The organism is Comamonas sp. JC664, assembly GCF_042647185.1.
Map to the genome: position 1 here is coordinate 1 of NZ_JBHRUZ010000013.1, position 21,571 is coordinate 21,571.

The 21,571-nt window shown below is 64.9% G+C and carries 10 protein-coding genes and 15 pseudogenes; 4 read left to right on the forward strand and 21 right to left on the reverse strand.

The window, feature by feature from the left end:
- A pseudogene (guaD, locus tag ACFODQ_RS02155) lies at positions 1-1,285 on the reverse strand (guanine deaminase); the annotation flags it as partial.
- A 308-nt stretch (positions 1,286-1,593) separates the two neighbouring features.
- Here guaD and ACFODQ_RS02160 point away from each other — a divergent pair.
- Positions 1,594-2,061 (forward strand): annotated as a pseudogene (locus tag ACFODQ_RS02160) (HIT family protein).
- Between the two features lie 65 nt (positions 2,062-2,126).
- On the opposite strand, the pseudogene ACFODQ_RS02165 reads toward ACFODQ_RS02160, so the two are convergent.
- The 13 genes and pseudogenes from ACFODQ_RS02165 to ACFODQ_RS02225 form a co-directional block, all read right to left on the reverse strand.
- Positions 2,127-3,167: pseudogene (locus tag ACFODQ_RS02165) on the reverse strand (adenosine deaminase).
- 1 nt (position 3,168) lies between these two features.
- Positions 3,169-4,152 (reverse strand): annotated as a pseudogene (locus ACFODQ_RS02170) (Rieske 2Fe-2S domain-containing protein).
- A gap of 149 nt (positions 4,153-4,301) precedes the next feature.
- Positions 4,302-5,443 (reverse strand): annotated as a pseudogene (locus tag ACFODQ_RS02175) (BMP family ABC transporter substrate-binding protein).
- A 198-nt stretch (positions 5,444-5,641) separates the two neighbouring features.
- A pseudogene (locus ACFODQ_RS02180) lies at positions 5,642-6,787 on the reverse strand (BMP family ABC transporter substrate-binding protein).
- 78 nt (positions 6,788-6,865) lie between these two features.
- A pseudogene (locus ACFODQ_RS02185) lies at positions 6,866-7,784 on the reverse strand (ABC transporter permease).
- Positions 7,784-8,863: pseudogene (locus ACFODQ_RS02190) on the reverse strand (ABC transporter permease). The pseudogenes ACFODQ_RS02185 and ACFODQ_RS02190 overlap by 1 nt, the downstream one beginning before the upstream one ends.
- A pseudogene (locus ACFODQ_RS02195) lies at positions 8,856-10,458 on the reverse strand (ABC transporter ATP-binding protein). Before ACFODQ_RS02195 ends, ACFODQ_RS02190 begins: the two co-directional pseudogenes overlap by 8 nt.
- Positions 10,459-10,506: 48 nt before the next feature.
- Positions 10,507-11,459 (reverse strand): annotated as a pseudogene (locus tag ACFODQ_RS02200) (LysR family transcriptional regulator).
- Positions 11,460-11,609: 150 nt separating this feature from the next.
- Complete coding sequence (locus ACFODQ_RS02205) at positions 11,610-12,074, reverse strand: diguanylate cyclase domain-containing protein (RefSeq protein ID WP_377014796.1); 465 nt, start codon at positions 12,072-12,074, stop codon at positions 11,610-11,612.
- Positions 12,004-12,654, reverse strand: coding sequence for a PAS domain S-box protein (locus tag ACFODQ_RS02210; RefSeq protein WP_377014798.1), 651 nt, complete (start codon positions 12,652-12,654; stop codon positions 12,004-12,006). The genes ACFODQ_RS02205 and ACFODQ_RS02210 overlap by 71 nt, the downstream gene beginning before the upstream one ends.
- 7 nt (positions 12,655-12,661) lie before the next feature.
- Positions 12,662-12,961, reverse strand: coding sequence for a hypothetical protein (locus tag ACFODQ_RS02215; RefSeq protein WP_377014800.1), 300 nt, complete (start codon positions 12,959-12,961; stop codon positions 12,662-12,664).
- Positions 12,961-13,626 carry a PDC sensor domain-containing protein gene (locus tag ACFODQ_RS02220; RefSeq protein ID WP_377014802.1) on the reverse strand — a complete coding sequence of 222 codons (666 nt, stop codon included), beginning with the start codon at positions 13,624-13,626 and terminating at the stop codon, positions 12,961-12,963. Before ACFODQ_RS02220 ends, ACFODQ_RS02215 begins: the two co-directional genes overlap by 1 nt.
- A 215-nt stretch (positions 13,627-13,841) precedes the next feature.
- Positions 13,842-14,458: pseudogene (locus ACFODQ_RS02225) on the reverse strand (Crp/Fnr family transcriptional regulator).
- Between the two features lie 293 nt (positions 14,459-14,751).
- Between ACFODQ_RS02225 and ACFODQ_RS02230 the strand changes: the two are divergent.
- Positions 14,752-15,773: pseudogene (locus ACFODQ_RS02230) on the forward strand (porin).
- Between the two features lie 128 nt (positions 15,774-15,901).
- On the opposite strand, the gene ACFODQ_RS02235 reads toward ACFODQ_RS02230, so the two are convergent.
- Both ACFODQ_RS02235 and ACFODQ_RS02240 read right to left on the reverse strand, forming a co-directional pair.
- The gene (locus tag ACFODQ_RS02235) at positions 15,902-16,180 is read right to left on the reverse strand and encodes a PsiF family protein (RefSeq protein WP_021027750.1); all 279 of its coding nucleotides are present in this window, start codon (positions 16,178-16,180) and stop codon (positions 15,902-15,904) included.
- A 178-nt stretch (positions 16,181-16,358) separates the two neighbouring features.
- Positions 16,359-17,060, reverse strand: a pseudogene (locus ACFODQ_RS02240) (YebC/PmpR family DNA-binding transcriptional regulator).
- Positions 17,061-17,283: 223 nt separating this feature from the next.
- Between ACFODQ_RS02240 and ACFODQ_RS02245 the strand changes: the two are divergent.
- Both ACFODQ_RS02245 and murI read left to right on the forward strand, forming a co-directional pair.
- Positions 17,284-17,658, forward strand: a complete 375-nt coding sequence (locus ACFODQ_RS02245; protein WP_260719038.1) for a hypothetical protein — start codon at positions 17,284-17,286, stop codon at positions 17,656-17,658.
- 122 nt (positions 17,659-17,780) lie between these two features.
- Positions 17,781-18,491, forward strand: coding sequence for a glutamate racemase (gene murI / locus ACFODQ_RS02250; RefSeq protein ID WP_377014805.1), 711 nt, complete (start codon positions 17,781-17,783; stop codon positions 18,489-18,491).
- 81 nt (positions 18,492-18,572) lie between these two features.
- Here the strand turns inward: murI and ACFODQ_RS02255 are convergent, their stop codons facing one another.
- The 5 genes and pseudogenes from ACFODQ_RS02255 to ACFODQ_RS02275 form a co-directional block, all read right to left on the reverse strand.
- Positions 18,573-18,764: a YgjP-like metallopeptidase domain-containing protein gene (locus ACFODQ_RS02255; protein ID WP_377014811.1), complete on the reverse strand. Its 192-nt coding sequence runs from the start codon at positions 18,762-18,764 to the stop codon at positions 18,573-18,575.
- A complete protein-coding gene (locus ACFODQ_RS02260) occupies positions 18,761-18,991 on the reverse strand; it encodes a hypothetical protein (RefSeq protein WP_377014807.1) in 231 nt (76 codons plus the stop codon). The genes ACFODQ_RS02255 and ACFODQ_RS02260 overlap by 4 nt, the downstream gene beginning before the upstream one ends.
- Positions 18,958-19,146, reverse strand: coding sequence for a hypothetical protein (locus ACFODQ_RS02265; protein WP_377014809.1), 189 nt, complete (start codon positions 19,144-19,146; stop codon positions 18,958-18,960). The genes ACFODQ_RS02260 and ACFODQ_RS02265 overlap by 34 nt, the downstream gene beginning before the upstream one ends.
- 58 nt (positions 19,147-19,204) lie before the next feature.
- Positions 19,205-19,843, reverse strand: a pseudogene (locus ACFODQ_RS02270) (DUF6806 family protein).
- 518 nt (positions 19,844-20,361) lie between these two features.
- Positions 20,362-21,571, reverse strand: a pseudogene (locus ACFODQ_RS02275) (hypothetical protein); the annotation flags it as partial.

A 21,571-nucleotide genomic window follows, 5' to 3' on the forward strand; every position in this document is an offset into this window, starting at 1 on the left:
ACCAGGATCAGCCTGCTTCTGCGCAATCCGGCTGCGCACGATCAGGCGGTCATCGCCCAGCACGATGAGGCTGAACAGCAGCGCCTCCAGATTGCGGGCCTGCGCCGTCTTGCGGGCGATCGCGCGCGTGGCCTGCGGGTTGAGCACGACAAAGTCGGCTTCGCACCCGGCTGCAGGTTGCCGACCACCCCAGCCAGGCCCGCGCCTGCGCCGCACCGGCCGTGTGCTGCCACCACAGATGTGTGGGGGCGCGAGCGACAGGCCTGCTTGTCGCGCCCCTCGCGACCGACAAAGTAGGCCGCCAGCATGGTGCGAAAACGGGCTAAAACTCGTGCCGCCCGCCCACATCGCTGGCCAGGCCGTACAAACATCTGCGCGGCGTCGGCTGGGCATAGTCAAAAAAGCCGTGGCCAAAAAAAGGTTGCTGGTAGGGCTCACCGCTGCGGCGGTGCGGGTTTCGTGCATCAGCGCGCGGTCACGTGCATCGAGGTGGATGCAATGGGCATAGACGGCACGCTCACGCATCAGCCCCCGGTCGGCATAGACCTGCAGGTAGCTGCGGCTGTCCGGAAACAGCTCGCGCACCCAGGCAATCTCGTCGAGGTTTTCAGCCACATGCGACTGGATCCAGACATCGCTGTAGCGCGCTGCCAGCTCGCCGGCGCCGCGCAGTTGGGCCTCGCTGCTGGTGGGCGCAAAGCGCGGAGTGATCGCGTATCCCAGGCGGTCCACGCCATGCCAGCGGCGGATCAGCGCTTCGGTGTCGACCAGGCTTTGCTCGGTCTCATCGCGCACGCCGTCGGGCGAATGGCGGTCCTGCAGCACCTTGCCGGTGATCAGCCGCATCTGGCGCTTGTGCGCCTGGGCAAACAGCGCATCGGCCGATGCCGGGTGCGAGGTTGGCAAAGGTCAACGCCGTGGTCACGCCATTGCGCAGCAGCTCATCGACAAAGAATTGCGCCACTTCTGCCGCGTAGGCGGCATCGACAAAGCGCGACTCATGGGGAAAGGTGTAGTCATTGAGCCAGGGCAGGAGGCCGCTGGCGGGCGAGCCGATCACATCGGTCTGCGGTAGTGGATGTGCATGTCGACAAAACCCGGCGCGATGATGCGGCCGGGCAGTTGCTCGACCACGGCATCGGCCCCCGCCTGGGCCAGCAGCTGGGCCGACAGCGCCTGCCAACTGCCTGCGGCCAGCACAACGCTCGCGGCCATCGGGGCCCGGGGCCACGGCCAGCAGGCCATCTTCTTCATACAGCGCCTGGCCGTCATCGGCAAAGCGCAACAGGGCGGATCGTAAATATGCATGCTGCCAAGCTTAGCGTCTGCCAAGGTCTGCCGTTATATGGACCTGGCAATAGTTTCTATGCGCCGCAGCAGCGCTGTCGGCAGTGCCGGCTGCTGACCGCGCTGCAACTCGGGCTGTAGGCTGACAGCAGCGCGATGGTTAACCAGGGAAAACCCCAGGCTCAGATGTATACGCGGGTCATATCTGCGGTCTATAGTGTTTGTTTTACCTGTTGGTTAAATCCACTGGTAGTGGCACTGCACAGACAGCAGCCGCTGCCAAAGCCCAAGGAGGAGGCTTGGCCCATGCCGCATTTTGTTGATCCGTCCCCTGCCGTGTCTGCATTTTCTGCCGACTGGTGCAAGAGAAATCCCTTCGGCCAAGGTGTATGAAGATGCGCTGACGATCGCCTTCATGGACCTGGGCCAGGTCAACCCCGGCCATGTGCTGGTCGCAACCAAGCGCCACGCAGCCAATATTTTCGAGATCACCGACGAAGAATCGGCTGCGGTGATGCAGACGGCGCGCAAGGTGCACTGGCCGCCAAGATCGCTTTCGAGCCCGCAGGCCTCACGTTGCTGCAGGCCAATGGCGTCGAAGGCGGTCAGACCGTCGCGCACTTCCACCTGCATGTCGTGCCGCGCCATGCCGACGACGGCGTGAGCTTCAGCTGGCCGCGCAAGGAGCCTGGCGGCGCGGTGCTCGAAGGCTATGCGCTGCAGCTGCGCAATGCCATGCTGTCGGAGTCGGTGCCCGCAGCAGCCGCCGCTTAACGTCGCCGCTCACCTGCCAGCAAACAGGGCGCCTCGCGGCGCCCTGTTTGCTTTAGCGTTTCAGTTCAACGGGCTGCCTCGGCAAAGGCCATCTGCAGCTGGCCCAGCCAGGCCTGCTTGCGCGTCTGCGGCACAAAGCTGGCTTCAAAGCTGTTGGCCGCCAGTTGGTAGGCCTCGTCCGAGCCCATGCCGGTGGCTGCAAACAGCTGTACAAAGTTCTCGTTGATATAGCCGCCAAAATAGGCCGGTCGTCCGAGTTGACCGTGGCCACCAGGCCCGGCAGCCAGCAGCTGCGGCATATTGTGGTCGGCCAGGTCGGGGAACACCTGCAGCTTCTGGTTGGACAGCGGGCAGACGGTCAGGGGAATGCGTTCGTCCTGAGCCGCTGCATCAGCGCGGCATCGTGCACCGCTTGCACGCCATGGTCCACGCGCTCGGCATGCAGCACATCCAGCGCGCCCCAGATGTAGGCCGGTGGCCCTTCCTCGCCGGCATGGGCCACGCGGCGCAGGCCCAGATCCTTGCAGCGCGTAAACACGCGGGCAAATTTCTCCGGTGGGTTGCCGACCTCGCTGCTGTCCAGACCCACCCCGCTGAAATAGGCGCGGTAAGGCAAGGCCTCACCCAGGGTCTGCAGCGCTTCTTCTTCGCTCAGGTGGCGCAGAAAATCCAGAATCAACTGCGCGCTGATGCCCCAGCGCTTTTCCGCATCCACGCAGGCCTTGTGCAGGCCCTGGATGACGCTCGCCATCGCCACGCCACGGCGGTGTGCGTTTGCGGGTCAAAGAAGATCTCGGTGTGCACGACATTGTCGGCCACAGCCCGCTCCAGGTAGGGCCATGGCCATGTCGTAGAATCCTGCTCGGTCAGCAAGACACTGGCGCCCGCGTAGTAGATATCGAGAAAGCTCTGCAGGTTGGTAAAGGCGTAAGCGGCGCGCAGGCTCTCGACATCGGCATAGGGCAAGCCACGCCATTGCGCTGGGCCAGCGCAAAGATCAGCTCGGGCTCGAGCGAGCCTTCGATGTGCATATGCAGCTCGGCCTTGGGCATGCACGCAGCAGGCCCGGCAGGCGGGCCGCTTCGATCTGGGGGGACGGTGTACATCTCAACACACTCCAAAAGTGACGCCACTGGCCTTGAGGTAGCGGCGGTAGGCCACCGACATGCGGTCGGCCGTGAGTTCAGCTCTGCCTTGGCATCGAGCGGCAGCGGCTTGGGCATCTGCGACTCCAGCACGGGCTGATCCTGGGTAAAGATCGTATGCTGAAACTGCTGCAGTTGCTCGTCGAGCTGTCGAAATCCGCCACGGCCAGCGGAACCAGACGCGGCTGCGCTCGGGCGTGACCGGGCAGACGAATAGGCCAATCGCCTCGCGCCAGCCCTGCTTGCTCGATCCGCTCTCGGGCACCTTGGTCAGCAAGGCGGTGTAGGGGGCGGTCACCTCGTAGCTGTAGTCCACTTCAGCCGGCTTGGTGGAGTGCAGGTTCGACTGGGGCTGGATCGCCTTGCAAGCCGGTGGCCTTCACGCCCCGCTCGGTGGCTTCGACCTCGTAGTGGGACATCTCGGTTGCATCGCGGCTGCCCAGCCAGCCCTCGTGCACAAAGCCAAAGTGCGAACATATCGAGAAAGTCTCGATGATGCGCGGGGCGCTGCCTCCACATCATAAGGCCGCAGTTGAGCTTGCGCAGGCGCTCATCGGCTTCGGCTCGAACACCGGCAGAGGCACGGGCGCCTGGCCTTCTGCCGCCGGCGCCAGCTGCACCCACACCAGGCTATGGGCCTCCTGCACGCCATAGGAGGCCACGCAGTGCTTGGCGGGCGGCACAAAGGCGGGCACGGCCGGCACCTTCACACACTGGCCGCCGCTGGCAAACTGCCAGCCGTGGTAGGGGCACTCCAGCTGGCCATCCTGCACGCGGCCCAGCGACAGGCGGCGCCACGGTGCGGGCAGCGGTCGACAAAGGCCTGCACCTGGCCTAGCGCATCGCGCCACAGCACCAGCTCCTGGTCCAGCAGGCGCACCGGCAGCGGGGCATCCACCACCACATCAGACAAGGCAACCGGGTGCCATTGTTGGGCTTCGATCATCGGGGGAAATCTCTTGGTATAAATGACAAGGCTGCCCTGGGGCAGCCTTTGGTCGCAATGTTAGCACCGGAGCCAAAAGCACCGCTGCCACTCGCGTTTAGAACGGACATCGAACGCCGGGCGTCGAGCACCGGCGCAGCGCCCGCGCATCACTTGCCAGGAACCTGGCCTTCCACGCCCTTGATGTAGAAGCTGATGCCCTGAGGAAGTCGTCGTCGGCGACCTTGTCGGCCGCAGGATTTCCTTGCCATCCTGGCCCAGGATGGGGCCCTTCCAGATGCTGAACGTACCGTCCTTGAGGCCCTTCTTGACTTCTTCGACCTTGGCCTTGGTCTCGGCCGGCACATCGTCAGCCATGGGACACCAGGTCGATCGTGCCTTCCTTCACGCCCCACCAGGTCTGGCGGCTGGTCCACTTGCCGTCCAGCGCGCTGCGGTGGTGTCGATGTAGTACGGCGCCCAGTTGATGATGGCCGAGCCCAGGTGGGCCTTGGGGCCGTAGGCGGTCATGTCCGAATCCCAGCCAAAGGCGCGCTTGCCCTTTTCTTCAGCGGTCTTGAGCACGGCCGCGAGTCGGTGTTCTGGAACAGAATGTCCGCGCCGCCATTGATCAGGCTGGTGGCCGCTTCGGTTTCCTTCGGAGGGCTGAACCATTCATTGACCCAGACCACCTTGGTGCTGATCTTGGGGTTGACGCTTTGCGCGCCCAGGGTGAAGCTGTTGATGTTGCGGATCACCTCGGGGATCGGCACGAGCCCACCACGCCAAGGTGTTGGACTTGGTCATCGAGCCGGCGATGATACCGGCGAGGTACGCGCCTTCGTAGGTGCGGCTGTCATAGGTGCTGACATTGCCGGCCACCTTGTAGCCGTGGCGTGTTCCCATTTCACATCGGCAAACTCGGCGCCAGCTTCTGGATCACGTCCATATAGCCAAAGGTGGTGCCAAACACCAGCTTGTTGCCCTGGGTGGCCATGTCACGCAGCACGCGCTCGGCGTCCGCGCCTTCGGGCACGCTTTCGACAAAGCTGGTCTGGATCTTGTCGCCAAATTCCTTCTCCAGCGCCTTGCGCGCCTGGTCATGTGCAAAGGTCCAGCCGCCGTCGCCCACCGGGCCCACGTAGGCAAAGGCGATCTTCAGCGGATCGGCCGCAGGGGCTGCGGCTGCCGGGGCAGCAGCGGGTGCAGGCGCTGGCGCCTCTTCCTTCTTGCTGCAACCCACGACGGCGGCAGCAGCCAGCGCGGAGAGCGCGGCCACCTTGATCAGCGAACGCTTACGGAAATCAGTCATCTGTGTGTCCTCGAATGTTGTTGGAATGCGAGCTCTACAAGCCACCATGCCGGCCTGCAGCGGGTAGAACATCGCCGGCCAATATATGCATAAATCGGGCCAGGTTCCAAGTGCCGCCCGGCCCGCCGCGCGGCACTGTTGTTTGTTTGCCAGCAGGCCGGCCGGGCGCCCAAGTCCCGACCTGGCGCTGCAGCCGGCTTACTTGGCGCCGGGCACTGCGCCTTCGATGCCCTTGACATAGAAGTTGATGCCGCGCAGGAAGGCATCATCGCCCACCGTGCCGCTGGCCAGCACTTCCTGGCCCTTGTTGTCCACGATCGGGCCGGTCCAGACGGCGAAGCTGCCGTCCTTCATGCCTTGCTTGGCCTTTTCGACCTTGTCCTTGGCGTCCTGGGGCACCTGGTCGGCAATCTTGACCAGGTCCATCGCGCCTTCCTTCACACCCCACCAGAAGTTGCCCGACTGCCATTGGCCGGCCAAGGTGTCTTCGACCACCTTGCTGTAGTAAGGCGTCCAGTCGATCACGGCCGAGCCCAGGTGGGCCTTGGGTGCAAAAGCGCTCATGTCGCCGTCCTTGCCAAAGGCGTAGACGCCGCGCTCTTCGGCGGTCTTGAGGACGGCGGGCGAGTTGGTGTTCTGGTACATCACATCCACGCGCCGTTGATCAGGCTGGTGGCCGCTTCCGACTCCTTGGGCGGTGCAAACCATTCGTTCACCCAGACCACCTTGGCCTGGATGCTGGGGTCGACACTTTGCGCGCCCAGCACAAAGCTGTTGATGTTGCGCACCACTTCCGGAATCGGCACCGAGGCGACCACACCGACGGTCTTGGTCTTGGTCATCGAGCCGGCCACGATACGGCGAGGTAGGCGCCTTCAAAGGTCTTGGTGTCGTAGACCGCCACGTTGTCGGCCTGCTTGTAGCCGGTGGCGTGCTCGAACTTCACATCCTTGAGGTCGGCAGCGGCCTTCTGCACAAATTCCTGGTAGCCAAAGCTGGTCGCAAAAATGAGCTTGTTGCCCTGGCCTGCCATGTCGCGCAGCACGCGCTCGGCATCGGCCGACTCGGGCACGCTCTCGACCATCGAGGTCTCGATCTTGTCGCCAAACTTCTGTGCAATCGCTTTGCGTGCCAGCTCGTGCTGGAAGGTCCAGCCGCCGTCACCAATCGGGCTCACATACATGAAGCTGACCTTGAGCTTGTCGGCAGCAGGGGCGCGGCAGCCGGCGCAGGAGCTGCCGGGGCGGCGGGCTCTTCCTTCTTGCCGCAGGCGGCCAGGGTCGCCAACGACAGGGCCGACAGGCCGATCAACTTGATCACGGAGCGCTTGCGCATGGTTTGCATGGATGAATCCTTGGTTTTTATAAAGAACGGACAAAAAGCGGGCCGCTGTTATTGTGATGGGCGCGTGCTGACACGCGCTTATGACCCGGGATAGAAAGGCTTGCCCAACGAGGCCGCATATTGGCGCGAATCCAGGTTGGATTGCGCGAGATCAGCACCAGCACCACGATGGTGGCCAGGTAAGGCAGCATCGACAGCAGCTGGCTGGCCAGCTGCACGCCGCTGGCCTGCAGGTGGAACTGCAGCATGGTCACACCGCCAAACAGGTAGGCGCCCAGCAGCACCCGCGCGGGCGCCAGGTGGCAAAGGTGGTCAGCGCCAGCGCAATCCAGCCCCGGCCCGAGACCATGCCCTCCACCCACAGCGGCGTATAGACGGTCGAGATATAGGCACCGGCCAGGCCACACATCGCGCCACCGAACACCACCGCCATCAGGCGGATGCGGCGCACCGGGTAGCCCAGCGCATGGGCAGATGTGGGCGATTCACCGACGGCGCGCAGCACGAGGCCTGCGCGCGTGCGGTAGAGGAACCACATCATCACCAGCACCAGCGCCATGGCGCCATATACCAGCGGGTGCAAGCTAAAGAGCGCCGGGCCCAAGAGCGGGATATCGGCCAGGCCCGGAATCGCGTACTTGGGCAGGCTGGGCAGCTTGGCCTGCACGTAGGACAGGCCGACAAAAGCCGAGAAACCGGCGCCAAACAGCGACAGTGCCAGGCCCGTGGCGTACTGGTTGGTGTTGAGCCAGATCACCAGCACGCCAAAGATGGCGGCCAACACGGCGCCAGCGAGCATGCCCGCGCCAAAGCCCAGCCAGGTGCTGCCGGTGTGGACGACGGTGGCAAAACCGGCAATCGCTGCGCACAGCATCATGCCCTCGGCGCCCAGGTTGACGATGCCGGCCTTCTCGTTGATCAGCAGGCCCAGTGCGGCGAGCGCCAACACGGTGCCAGCGCTCAGCGTGGCGCCCAACAGCAGTGCATAGGATTCCATCACAGGCCTCCTTTCACTGCGGCGCGCGATGCCACCCAACGCAGGCGGTAGACCACCAAGGTGTCGCAAGCCAGCAAGGTGAACAGCAGCAGCCCTGGAAGACGCCGGTCAGGGCCTTGGGCAGGCCCAGGCGCGACTGCGCCAGCTCTCCGCCGATATAGAACATGCTCATAAGAATCGCGGAGAAAACCATGCCCACCGGTGCAGGCGACCGACAAAGGCGACGATGATGGCCGCAAAGCCATAGCCGGCGGGCACATAGGGGGTGAGCTGGCCCAGGGGGCCGGCCACTTCCAGTGCGCCGGCCAGGCCGGCAGTGGCGCCCGAGATCATCAGCGCCGTCCACAAGGCCTTGCGCGACGAAAAGCCGGCATAGCGGGCCGCCGAGGGCGCCAGGCCCCCCACCTGCTGGGCCAGCCCGGCGCGGGTGCGGAACAGGTAGACCCACAGCAGCGCAGCACCGGCCAGCGCAATTAGCACGCCGATGTTCATGCGCATGCCTTGCACCAGTTTGGGGATTTGCGTGATTTTCTCGAAGCTCTTGGTCTGCGGAAAGTTGTAGCCCATCGGGTCTTTCCAGGGCCCGTAGACCAGGTAGCCCAGCACCAGCGTGGCGACATAGACCAGCATCAGGCTGACGAGGATCTCGTTGGCATTGAAGCGGTCGCGCAGCCAGGCCACGATGCCGGCCCAGACCATGCCGCCGAGCATGCCAGCCAGCAGGATGACGGGCACGATCCAGGGCCCGGTGTTTCTTGTCAGCCAGCAAGGCCATACCGCCCGCGGCCACGGCGCCAATGACAAACTGGCCCTCGGCACCAATGTTCCAGACATTGGAGCGAAAGCAGACGGCCAGGCCCAGTGCAATCAGCAGCAGCGGCGTGGCCTTCATCGTCAGCTCGCCCAGCGCGTAGCCAGACTTGATCGGCTCCCAGAAAAAGGCCTGCAGGCCCTTGACCGGGTCTTGCCCAGCAGCACAAACAGGCCCACGCCGATCACACGGTGATCAGCAAGGCCAGCACCGGCGAGCCAAAAGTCCAAAAGCGCGAGGCCTGGGGGCGTTGCTCTAGCTTAAGCATGGCGGCCCTCCTCGGCGAGAGCGGCAGCAGCGGCAGCCGGGGCGGCATTGCGGCCTTCCCAGAGGCCACTCATCCATTCGCCGATCAACTGCACCGAGGCATCGGCCCGCCCCACCGATGGCGACAGGCGGCCCTTGGCAATCACATGCAGGCGATCACTGATTTCAAACAATTCTTCCAACTCCTCACTGAGCACCAGCACGGCGCAGCCCGCATCGCGCAGCGCCAGGATCTCGCCGCGGATCTGCGCTGCCGCGCCCACATCCACCCCCCAGGTGGGCTGCGAGACGATCAGCAGGCGGGGCTGGGCATCGATTTCCCGGCCCACGATGAACTTTTGCAGGTTGCCGCCCGAGAGCGACTGCGCACTGGCCTGCGGGCCACCAGCCTTGACACCAAAGCGCGCGATGATGCCCCGCGCCATCTGGTCGAGCTGGCCCATGCGCAGCCAGCCGCCGGCGCCCAGCATCTCGTTGCGCGTCAACACCAGGTTGTGCGCCAGGCTCATGCTGGGCACGGCGCCCCGCCCCAGGCGTTCTTCGGGCAACAAAATGCAGGCCCAGCGCGCGGCGCTGGCCCGGACCCATGCGCCCCATCGGCGTGGCATCCATCAGCACGGCCTGCGGCTCGGCGCGCATGTCTTCGCCCGAGAGCGCATAGAGCAGCTCCTTTTGGCCATTGCCCGAGACACCGGCAATCCCCACCACCTCGCCGGCCCGCACCTGCAGCGAAATGCCATCCAGGTCCACACCAAACGGGTCCTGCTTGGCCAGGCGCAGCTGCTGCACGCTCAGCACCGTGGCCCCTGCCTGGCTGGGGCGCAGCTTGAGCATCGGCGGCTCGGCGCCAATCATCATGCGCGACAGCGAGGCATTGCTTTGCTCACGCGGGTCGCACTCGCCGGTCACCTCGCCACCACGCAGCACCGTGCAGGCGGTGCACAGCGCGCGGATTTCATGGAGCTTGTGGCTGATATAGAGAATGCTGCAGCCCTCGGCGGCCAGCTTGCGCAGCACGACAAACAGCTTTTCCACCGCCTGGGGCGTGAGCACCGAGGTCGGCTCATCGAGGATCAGCACGCGGGGGCGGGTGAGCAGGCCGCGGATGATCTCCACCCGCTGCATCTCGCCCACCGACAGGCTGTGCACCGGCCGCTGCGGATCGATGTCCAGGCCATACTCGCTGGCCACCTCGGTGATGCGGGCGGTCACTTCCGCGAGCGACATCCGCTTGTTCTGACCCAGCCAGACGTTCTCGGCCACCGTCAAGGTGTCAAACAGGCTGAAATGCTGGAACACCATGCTGATGCCCAGCTGGCGTGCCTCCTGGGGGTTGCGGATCTGCACTGGCTGGCCGTCGACCAGGATCTGGCCCTCATCGGGTTTGACCGAGCCGTAGATGATCTTCATCAACGTGGACTTGCCCGCGCCGTTCTCGCCCAGCACGGCGTGGATTTCCCCGGCGCGTACAGTCAACGCTACTTTGTTATTGGCTACAACCGCTGGGTAGCGCTTGGTGATGCCGATCAGCTGTAACCGGGGCGCGGCCGCGCCATCGGTCGTCGGTGTCGGGTCTGTTCTTTCATGGGCGGCAATTGTCCCTCAAATTGTTACCCGAGCGCGGGATAAAACGCGAAGATGCGCTCACTCACGGCGAATAGCCCGCCGGGCTTCGCAGCGAGAGCGCGGTTTTTTTTTCAGGCAGCTGCGCAGCCAGATGGCCGCATCAGAGGCATGGGTCCGGGCGTGCCACAGCAGGTAGTAATCGAGCGGCGGCAGCGCCAGCGGGCAGTCCAAAATGGCCAGCGCATGCGTGTCGACAAAGCGCTCACAGAACTGGCGCCCCGTGGTCAGCACAAGCAAGCTCGATGCCACCATGGCAGGAATGGCACTGAAGTGGGCGCAGCGCGCCATGATGCGCCGCTCCACCCCCAGTGCATCAAGCCGGGCGTCGATGATGCCGGCGCGCCCGGGTGCGTGGCAGTGGGCGCAATATGCTCGGCCTGCAGCCAGGCCTCGACATCCCAGCCCCGCCGCACGGCCGGGTGGCGGCGGCTGACCAGGCTCACCACCTCATCGCTCATCAGGCTGGTCATGTGCAGGTCACCGGTGGGCTGCAGCCAGTTGCCCACCACCACATCGATATCGCCCTGGGCGAGCTGGGCGTGGTAGTGGGTTTCGGACGACAGCGGGTAGATCTCCACCACGCACAGCGGCGCCTCGGACTTGATGCGCGCGACCAGCGCGGGCAGGAACAGCGGATCGAAGTAATCACTCGCTGCAATGCGGAAAGTGCGGGTCGCCGTCTGCGGGTCAAAATCGCGGGCATCGCTGAACAGGCCTTCGGCAGCGCGCAGGATGGCAGCGGCCGGCTCGACCATGCGCTGGCCCTTGTCGGTGGGCATCATCGCCGCGCCCGAGCGCACCAGCAAAGGGTCGCCCACCAGGTCGCGCAGGCGCTTGAGTGCGGCCGACACCGCCGGCTGGTACATGCCCAGGCGCAAGGCCGCCCGCGAGACGCTGCGCTCGGTCAGCACCGTGTGCAGCACCCGGATCAGGTGCAGGTCAATCTTGTCAAACAGGGCTTGGTCGCGCATGCGGGTGTTTTGAATGAGGACATTCAAGCTTATCAGCCGGGGGCTGCAGCCTATCCGGTTGTTACCCCAAGCTGTGGCGGATGTCCCTCAGCCCCTGGCCTTCAGGCCACCTTGGCCTCACGCCAGCAGGCCCGGTTGCCGCCCTGGCGCTTAGCGCTGTAGCTGGCCATGTCGGCGGCACGCACCACCTGCAGCGCATCGGAAAACGAGGCATCCATCTGAAGCAGACCGATGCTGACGGTGACCACAAAATGCTTGCTGCGCAGCTGGGGCTGCCAATTCTGCAGGGTGGTCGCAGAGCTGGGCAGCCAGCTCATGGGCCTTTTCCGGGCTGCACTGGCGCAGCACCAGCGCAAACTTGTCGCCCGCCACCCGCGCCGCATAGCCCTGGAAAGGCTGCAGCAGCTGCAGCTGGCGCGCCACATGCTGCAGCACCAGATCGCCCTGTGCATGGCCGGCCAGTGCATTGATGGCCGACATATTGTCGACATTCACATAGAACAGCACCGGCGCGCTGGGCGAGGACTGGTCCAGCCCCTCGCGCCTAGCCTGCAGCAGGGCGGTCAGGTGCAGCAGCAAGGCCTCGTAGTTGGGCAGCAGGGTGAGCTTGTCCATGCGGCTGGGCGACTGCGCGGCCACGCGGGCCTGGCCGGCGCGCACAAAGCACCAGCGCAGATCCGGCCCCGCCTGCGCAATGTTCACCAGGTGCAGGCTGACCATGACCGCGCGCGCCCGACTGGTGGCGCAGCACCACACTGGTCTCAGCGCTGCCCAGGCGCTCCAGATCCGGGGCCAGTTGCTCCCAGGCCTGGTCGAAGTCCTGGTCGGCCATCGCCAGCATGCGCACCGGCTGGCCTTGCAGGTCCTGGCGGCTGTAGCCCAGCAAATGGGCCAGCGCCTGGGAGACCTGTTGAATCTGATCGCGCTGCAGCAGCAAAAAGGAAAAACGCGCATGCGCGAGCACACTCTCGGCCAGTTGCTGCTGTTGGCGCAACTGCTCGGCCAGCGATTCGCGCTGCTGGCCCAGCTCTTGCAGGTGCATGCCCATGCGGTCAATCTCGTCGGGCGGCGGGCCGCTGGCAGGGTCGGCCACCTGGACCGGCCCCGAGGCCAGTGCCAGCACCGGGGTGGGTGCAGCGGGCAGCGGTGTCTGCGCCACCAATTGCTTGAAGCGCCGCTGTGCGCCCACAGCCACAGGCAGGTCAGCGCTGCCAGGGCCACAGGCATGAGCAGCAGCCACCACCAGCTGCGCCACTGGCGCCCCAGCTTTGCAGGCTCTGGTCATGGGGCATGACGCGCACCACCAGCCAGCGGGCCGCAGGCATCTGCGCGACGCTCACCAGGTTGGGCGCCAGCCACCAGGACTGCGCGGTCTGGGCGCCGCCACGGGCAGCGCGCTCCTGCCAGCGTTGCAGCACCGGGGCCAACAAGGCGTCATCTTCGGTCGTGCCCAGAATGCGCGTCGGGTCGGGGTGGGAGACCAGCACGCCCGCTGCCGTCATCAGCACCAGTTGTCCGCTGTCCGGCGGGTGGCTGCCAGCGATACCGGCAACAGGCTCTGGGACTGCAGCCGCAGCACCCCGGCCATGGCGCCTTGCACTGCACCTTGCTTGTCGCGTAGCGCAATGCCCAGCGCAATGCTGGGCCCGCCGGACGCACTTTTGAAAGGTTCGGACACCAGGGGCTTGCCATCGACCATCACGCGGCGCAGCACATCGCGCTCGGCTGGCTCGACGGCCTCGTCGCCCTCGCCCGCATCGCGCACATGGCGCCTGAAGACCTGGGTGCCGCGCGCAAACACCAGGCTGTCAAAGTAGCGCGTGGCCGCCAGACCCTGCTCCAGCAGCGGGGGCGGCTGGGACGCGGGGCCTTGCACCCAGGGCGCAGCCGCTTCGGCAAGGGCCCCCAGCACCTTCTGGCTTTGCTCGAACTTGCTGCCCATCAGCCTGGCCAGCATCTCGGTCTCGTCGGCCTGCTGGGCCGACAGCTGGGTGATCACCGTCTGCTGGCTGGCATGGATCGCCAGCCACTGCACCAGCGCCGTGCCCAGCAGCACCATCAAGGGCACCACCACCCACAGGCGCCACAGCCAGGGACCGGCCGTATCGCGCAGGCCGTCGACCGGGGGTGGGGGATCTGGCTGCCAATGCACCTTCCTGTCATCCATGCCGCGCTACCTGACCTGCATGGCCCATGGCCTGCGGCAGCGAACGCCCGAGTCGGCCCGCAATAGCAAATAACAACTCTGGCATGCGGCGCCTCCTTTCAGCTGCGCACATGTTCGCTGTTTAGGTCCGGCGCCGGTATCGGGAAAAGACCGGACGGAGAAAACCCGGGTCACCGATGGGCTGGCCCATGCTGGGCAGGGCCCGATAGGGTTGGCTAGGACTTGGCGAGCTGGCGCAGCGACTCGGGCTGCGGCAGCCAGAGGTTCTTTCCCAGGCCGTCAAGCAGGCCCTGGTCGCGCAATTGGCGCAGCACGCGCGAGAGCGTCTCGGGCGCAATGCCCAGGTGCGCGGCAATCTGGCGTTTCGATTGTGCCAGTTGCACCCGCAGCCCCTGGTCGCCGGGCTCGGCATGCTGCAGCAGCCACTCGGCGCAGCGCGCCACAGCGTCCTGCGCCACCCGGCTGACTGCCAGCGCAGCCTGCTGGCAGTAGCCCTGGGCCATGCTGGCCACCAGGCCTTGGGCCTCGGCCGGCCACTGCAGCAGGTAACTGCGCAGCTGCACTACGGGCACCGCCCGCCATTGCACGGCGGTGCGCGCCACCATGTCCACCGCACAGGGCTGCTCGGCCAGTGCCGGCGCGGCATCGAGCCAGCAGGCCCCTCCATGACCCCGAGGAGGTGGCGCATGCGGCCCTCTTCCTGCACCCCGAAGGCGACCGAGCCCCGCTCCAGGTACAGCACATCCAGCAAGTGCTGGTGGCGCTGGCGCAGCAAGGCACCGGCGCCGGCGCTGTGGGGGGCGAATTCATCCAGGCAGAGTAAGTCAGGCATGGGCCGCACTTTGCCCCGATTGACGCCTGCGCACATTGAGCTACATCAATCCTTGCCAGCGATCAGCCCCGCCACCACGGCAGCTTTCAGCCCTGATCCACCGTGCTCATCTGGCAACAGCGGCTAAGTCCATGCAAAAACCATATACCCCCAATATGCGGCGTACACGCCACACCTCGGGTCTTTACCAGCGGTTTTTTTAGCTTTTGGCACACATATTGCTCAGAGCGGTCGGCACTGACTTCACAATTCACCGCTATCACAAATTCACACGCTTGTAACAAAGGAATGCCATGAACAACAAACTGCTCGCCCTGGCCGTGATGGCCGTCTGCGCCTCCGCGGCGCAGGCCCAATCGTCGGTGACCGCCACCGGCTTGGTCGATATGTATATCGGCTCGATGAAAGCTCCTGGCGATGATGGCCGCACCTCCACGCTGGGCAGCGGTGGCATGACCACCTCCTGGTTCGGCTTCAAGGGCACGGAAGACCTGGGCGGCGGCCTCAAGGCCAGCTTTGTGCTGACCAGCTTCATGCGCGCAGACACCGGCACACCCGGCCGCTTCAACGGCGATATCTTCTGGTCGCGCGATGCGCTGGTGTCGCTGTCAGGCGATTTCGGCGCCGTCACCCTGGGCGCACCGTGGCGCCCAACTTTGTGCCCACGATCTCGATGAACCCCTTTGGGGATTCCTTCACCTTCTCGCCGCTGGTGCTGCACCAAAACGTGTCGCTGTTCAACAAGAGCGGCTGGCAGAGCAGCAACCCCTCCGACACCGGCTGGGGCAACCAGGTGATCTACAGCACGCCCAAGGTCGGCGGCTTCAGCGGCAACCTGCACTACCAGTTTGGTGAACAGGCTGGCCAAGGCGGCAAGAACAACATCGGCCTGAACGCCACCTACGCGAGCGGCCCCTTTGCCATCACCGGCTTCTACGAAGACGTGGACCTGAGCAACCCCGTGTCCGTGGTGCTGCCCGAGAACCACCGCAACTGGATGCTGGGCACCAGCTATGACGCCGGTTTTGCCAAGGCCTACGCGACCTACGGCCAGACCACTGGCAAGGACACCGACTTCAAGATCAAGACCGCCAGCCTGGGCGCGACCGTGCCACTGGGCGCCACCAGCCGCATCCTCGCCGCCTGGGCCCACAGCAAGCTGCAAGACAGCGATTCCAAGCGTGATACCGTCTCGGTCGGCTACAACTACGACTTCTCCAAGCGCACCGATGGCTACGCGATCGTGATGTACGACAAGGTCAAGAACTTCGGCAACGGCACCAGCTTTGGTGTGGGCGTGCGCCACCGCTTCTAAACGGTTTCTGTAGCGATCTGTGCGGCCTTCGGGCCCACCACGCAAAACGCCAAGCATGTGTGCATGCTTGGCGTTTTTTCCTGCGGTTCGGCAGACCCAGCACGTTGGCGCCGGATCGAAAGAAGTATTTACTTCTTCAGGCACTCGCTCATGAAGGCCTTGCGCTCGTCGCCCTTCTTGCCAGTGGCATCGACGTTGCAGGTCTTCATGCGTTCTTGCTGGCGCTTGCGGCCATCAGACAAGCAGCTGGACATGAACGCCTTGCGCTGATCGCCCTTGAGCTCCTTGGTCTTGGCCTCGGTGTTGCACGTACCCATCAGCTGCTGCTGGGCCGTGGGGGTCTTGTCGGCTGCCAGCGCAAACTGGGATGCCAGCGCGATGCTGGCAAGGACGATGAGTTTTTTCATGGTATGGGCTCTTATCTAAACTGCGCCGACGACCAGCGCAAGCGAATTTCTGCATATCTGGCCCGCCCTGTCAATGGGCAGATGATGAAGAAGCGCAAACTGCCTACGACGGCCTCACAAGCGCCCATGAAAAAACGGCCTGCGCGGCCGTTCTCAAGAGGGTTGGCAGGGACTGCGATTAGTCCACCAGACCCACATAGATGTTCTGCACGTCGTCATCGTTTTCCAGGCCGGCCAGGAGGCTTGCACTTCCTCCTGCGCCTCGGCGGGCAGGCTGCCCATGCTGACGGGGTTCTTGGCCTTGTAGCCCAGCTTGGCCGACAGCACCTTGATGCCCTGGTCGGCAAGGCCTTGCTGACGGTATCCAAATCCGAGGGCTCGGTGATGAACAGGGTCACGCCCTCTTCTTCGGCGGGCTCGAAATCCTGCGCGCCCGCTTCGATCGCGGCCAGCTCCACATCAGCGCCGTTCTCCGCTTCGCCTTCGACCATGCCCACATGGTCAAAATCCCAGGCCACGGCCGTGAGCTGGCCCTTGCGGAAGCACACGCGCATATTGGGCGCCGTGCGGTTGGGGTTGTCGGTCAGGCACTCGACCATCACCGGCACGCGGTGGGGTGCATAGCCTTCGAACAACACGGTCGAGTAGTTGACGGCATCGGCGCCAGCGCCCGAGCCCTTCTTGATCGCGCGCTCCAAGGTGTCCTTGGGCATCGAGGCCTTGCGGGCCGCTTCCACAGCCATGCGCAGGCGCGAATTGCTGCCGGGTCACCCCCGCCTAAACGCGCCGCGACCGTGATTTCCTTGACCAGTTTGCCAAAGAGTTTTCCCTTGGCATCAGCGACCAGCGCCTTGCCCTTTGCTTTCCATTGCGCGCCCATGGCTGCGTTTTCCTAGTTGTTGGTTGGGCAGCAGCGGTCGCTGCTGGCAACAATGCCGGGCAAAGCCCAGATTGACAGGGCAAATTTATACACTGCCGCCCAAGGCTGTGCTGGCTATAAGGGGAAATTCTTGCCAAAAAACCTGGGGCATCGCAGCGGCCAGGCGACGCTGGGGCGACGGCGCAGCACGGCTGCGCCTGCCGTTCAAAGGCACAATACCGCCATGCATGTTCTGCAGCGACTTTGGCGTTGGACCCAGGCCCAGCGCACCCCCCTGCTCTGGAGCCTGGGCGGCCTCGTGCTGTCCTTGGTACTGCTGGGCCTACCCGGCTTTGCCAGCTACGCGCCGGCCGAGCAGCTCTTTGTCTGGGCGGGCGATGGCGTGCTGCTCCAGGCCATCCATGGCGACAGCCTCTGGCCCATCCTGATCTCGGCGAGCTTTTTGCAGGCTTTGCTGATCACGCCGCTGCACTGCCTGCTGCGGCGCTGCTGGCCGGGCCTGTCGCGCTGGCCCCATGTGCTGGGCGTCGTGCTCGGGGTTTGGCTCCTCAGCATTGTCTGTACCAGCCTGATGCTGCTCGCAGCGGTCGATGCATAAAAGCTGCAGCCTGCCTACAATCACGGCGCCCGCGCCTTTTTCTCAGCCTTGACCTTGCTCGCCCCCATGCCCCACCCTCTCTCCCCCATTGGTGTTTTTGACAGGGTATCGGCGGCCTGAGTGTGCTGCGCGCGCTGCGCGATGTGCTGCCCCATGAGCAGTTCGTCTATGTGGCCGACAGCGGCAATGCCCCTTATGGCGAGCGTGGCGACGCCTTTGTGCAGCAGCGCTGCGCCCACATCACGCAGCAGATGCGCGAGCGCCACGACATCAAGGCGCTGGTGATTGCCTGCAACACCGCCACCGCAGCGGCGATTGAGGGCCTGCGCGAGCAGCACCCGGGCCTGCCCATCATCGGGGTGGAGCCTGCCCTCAAGCCCGCCGCCCAGCACAGCCAGACCCATGTGGTGGGCGTGATCGCCACCCAGGGCACCGTCAGCAGCAGCCGCTTTGCCGCCCTGCAGACGGCGCATGCGGCCCAGACCCGCTTTGTGGTGCAGGCCTGCAATGGGCTGGCACGGGCGATTGAAGACAGCACCCGCCCCGGGCGTGATGCAGCCGCCGATGCCGCGCAAATCCAGGACCTGTGCCAGACCTACCTGGCCGCCATGGGCCGCTTTGGCGCGCAGCCCGGCCAGATCGACACCTTGGTGCTGGGCTGCACCCATTACATTTTTGCCACCGACACCTTGCGCGCGCTGGTGGGCGAGCAGGTGCAACTGCTCGACACGGCCAGGCCCGTGGCCCGCCGCACCTTCAGCCTGCTGCACGCCACCGGCATGCTGCGCAAGCCGGCGCAGGCGCCAGCCTTGACGAGGCCTGCAGCCTGGTGACCACCGGCGAGCTGGCGGCGCTGCAATACGCCGCCGCGCAGTGCTGGGGCTGCCGCCGCAGCGCTGCCAGCCGCTGGCTGATCAGCGGGCGCCGTCCGCCGATTCAGCACCCAGCTGCCACAGCCGGTGGCCGCCCTGGTCCAGCCAGGTCAGGTACAGGCGCACCTCCAGCTCCAGTTGGTGGTAGGACGGCTCCATGTATTCGCACAGCTGGTAGAAGGCCTTGTTGTGGTCGGACTCGCGCAGGTGCGCGAGCTCATGCACGGCAATCATGCGCAAAAAGGCCTCGGCGCATGCTTGAAGAGGCTGCCAATGCGGATCTCGTGGCGCGACTGGGTCTTGCCGCCATGGTTTTTGCCGCTGCGCACATGGATGCCCAGCGCCTGGTAGACCAGCTGCAGCTTGCTGTCATATACCACCTTGGCCAAGCCCGCGCTGTTGCGCATGTGCTCGCCCTTGAGGCCCATCACATAGGCATGCAAGGCCTTGTCCGAGCGCATCTGGTGCGGCTGCGGATGGCGCTGCAGCAGCCACTGGCCCAGCTGGCCGATTGCACCAGGCTTGCGGCCTGCTGCTGTAAGCTGGCGGGGTAGGACTGCAAATAGGGAAGCGGGACAGGGCTGGACATGGCGCGAGCAAACAACAAAGGCAGCACAGCGGCTGCCTTGGGATAAACAACATGCGCTGCGCTTGGGGCGCGCGCAGCCTTATTTTCAGTGCAGGTGGCGCGGGCGGCGACCGCCCGCCGCCGTGGCCACCACCAGGGCCGCCGTGCCACCCGTGCCGCGAGGCGGCTTGCCGATCTCCAGTGAATCGACCAGCGCATCAAAGCGCTGGCTGAACAGCTTGTCGATCTCACGACGACACCGACGAGTTCACCGGCATCGAAGTGGCGCTCCATCGTGCTCACGACGTCCTGCACCAGCATGTCGCGCTGCACCTGCATGATGGCCGCAGGCGTCGGGCCCACAAACAGCATCATGAAGTCATCGCGCGACTCGGCGCTGCGGTCCTGCTCCTCGTCGTCAAACTCGGCGTCATAGAAAGTGACCTCGATCGCCGCGCCCTGGTCGGCCAGCTCATTGAGGTTCATGCACATGTCGTCGAGCGACTGGCGAAAATCATCATCGCCGCGCACCGTCCAGCACATCTGCAGCATATGGTCCTTGGGCTCGAACAGAATGCCGGGCTCTTCCTCGTAAGCGCTCTCCGCGCCATCGACCAGGGACTTGGCGCCCGCATAGCCCCACAGCGGTTTTCAAGGCCTCTTGCAGCTGGTCAAATCCGACATCGGCGCGCAGCAGCACTTGTCCGTGGACATGGATCTCAAAGGGTGGGTTGTAACTGGGCATGTTCTGTACCTTCCTAAATGGGGGCTGCCCGCTTGCGCTCGCCAACCCCACCCTGATGACACGGCACACCGCATCGCTCTGCACAAGGCGCCAGCACAGCCACCGATGCGGGCCAGGTTGGCGACTCTCCATGCGCCACCCACCCGAGCGGCGCAATATCTTCAATATCGGACATTGTGCCCGTTTGTCGACCACAGACGAAGAAAAAAGCCAGCAGGATGCCTGCTGGCTCGCGCACAACGCATCCCGCACAGCACAGGCCGGGATGCGAAACGGTCGTCGTCGCTGCCAGCATGTCTTCGCAATGCCCGGCCAGCGCCTGGGGCGCAGGCAATAAAAAACAACGGTTTGCAGGCGTTTTCTGCGAAACCGTTGCTCAGTAGTGCTTGGCGCCCAGGTATTTTAACAGGTCTGGCCCCGGACCTGTCCCGCAGGGTCAGTAGCCACCGCTGTGCCCGGCCTGGTGAGGCCAGGTCCGGCCCGGCCGGCTAAGGCCGGGCCAGCGATGTGTCCCCTCCTCAGTCGCCGCCTGCACCATCTCGCCGTTCGGGTCGGTCACCCGCACCACGGTGATGGCCGCGCATCCTCGGCGTCTCCCACAAGCCGGTGCTGGCGCCATAGAAGCCGGCCACAAAGCGGAAGGCTGGGGAGCCTGACGGGCCGGTGCAGCGGAAGTTGAACTGGCGCAGCACTTCAGCGACACAGACATAGCCCGAGGCCGCATCGATCACCGAGTTGGCATCGCGTGTCTGGAAGCGGAAGCTGCGGCTGGGTATCGCATCCGTTTGCGACAGCAGCACCCAGGATCCGCGCAGCGACTGGGCCGAGGCCTTGTTCACACCGTAGTAGAAGCGCTCGATCTGTACCGCTTGCTCACCGGGGAAGGCCAGCGTTCCCACCGATGGCGCGGTGAAGTGGATCGACCGGGTCAGACCAGCATCGGCCTTGAAGCTGGCAATCGCAGCCGGGCCACCAAAGTAGCGCCCACTCTGGTACTGCACCGTGGGCAGATCGGGGGTGTTGGGCTCTGGCGTGGTGGAGGCATCGTGCGCGCCCAGCAGGCTGTGGAAGGTCGCCTGTCCGTTGCTCTCATAGTCGTACACCGACATGAACAGCATATGGTCCTCGCTGGTCACAGGCTTTTGCAGCTCGATCGAAATCCCCCGACCCGGCAGACCCCGCAGCTCGCTGCTGACCACCCAGGTGCCCGACTCAAGGGCATAGCCCGGTGCGTAGTAGCTGGTGCGCACATTCTGGTTGTTCTGGCGGGTGTAGGCGGCACGAGCGATGCGGAAACCGACCAGGCGCCGGCCTCGCCACCGCCCTCTTGCACGCTGCCACTGATCTGGTCCACGCCGCGCTGCAAGGACAGTGACACCACGGCACCGCCGCCTGCGCGCCCGCCCGGTTGCCCGCGCAGTTGAACACCACACCGCTGCCGCTGTAGCTGCACTGCGCCACCACACGGCCGGACAAGGTGCCGCCAAAGCCATGCACGGTTGTTGCCGCTGTAGCGGATAAGGCCAGGCCATCGCCGCAGCCGCCATTCGCCACTCATGGGCACCTGTTCGCTCGTGCCAATATCGGCCCACCAGCTGCGCACCGGTTGGTTGCTGCTGTTGAACTCGACCATCGCCCAGCGATCGACAAAGCCGGGTCGGAAAAGACGCCAGCTGGCGTGCCTTCATAGTCGTAGCGCTGCATCGCCTTGGTGGGCTCGCCTGGGAA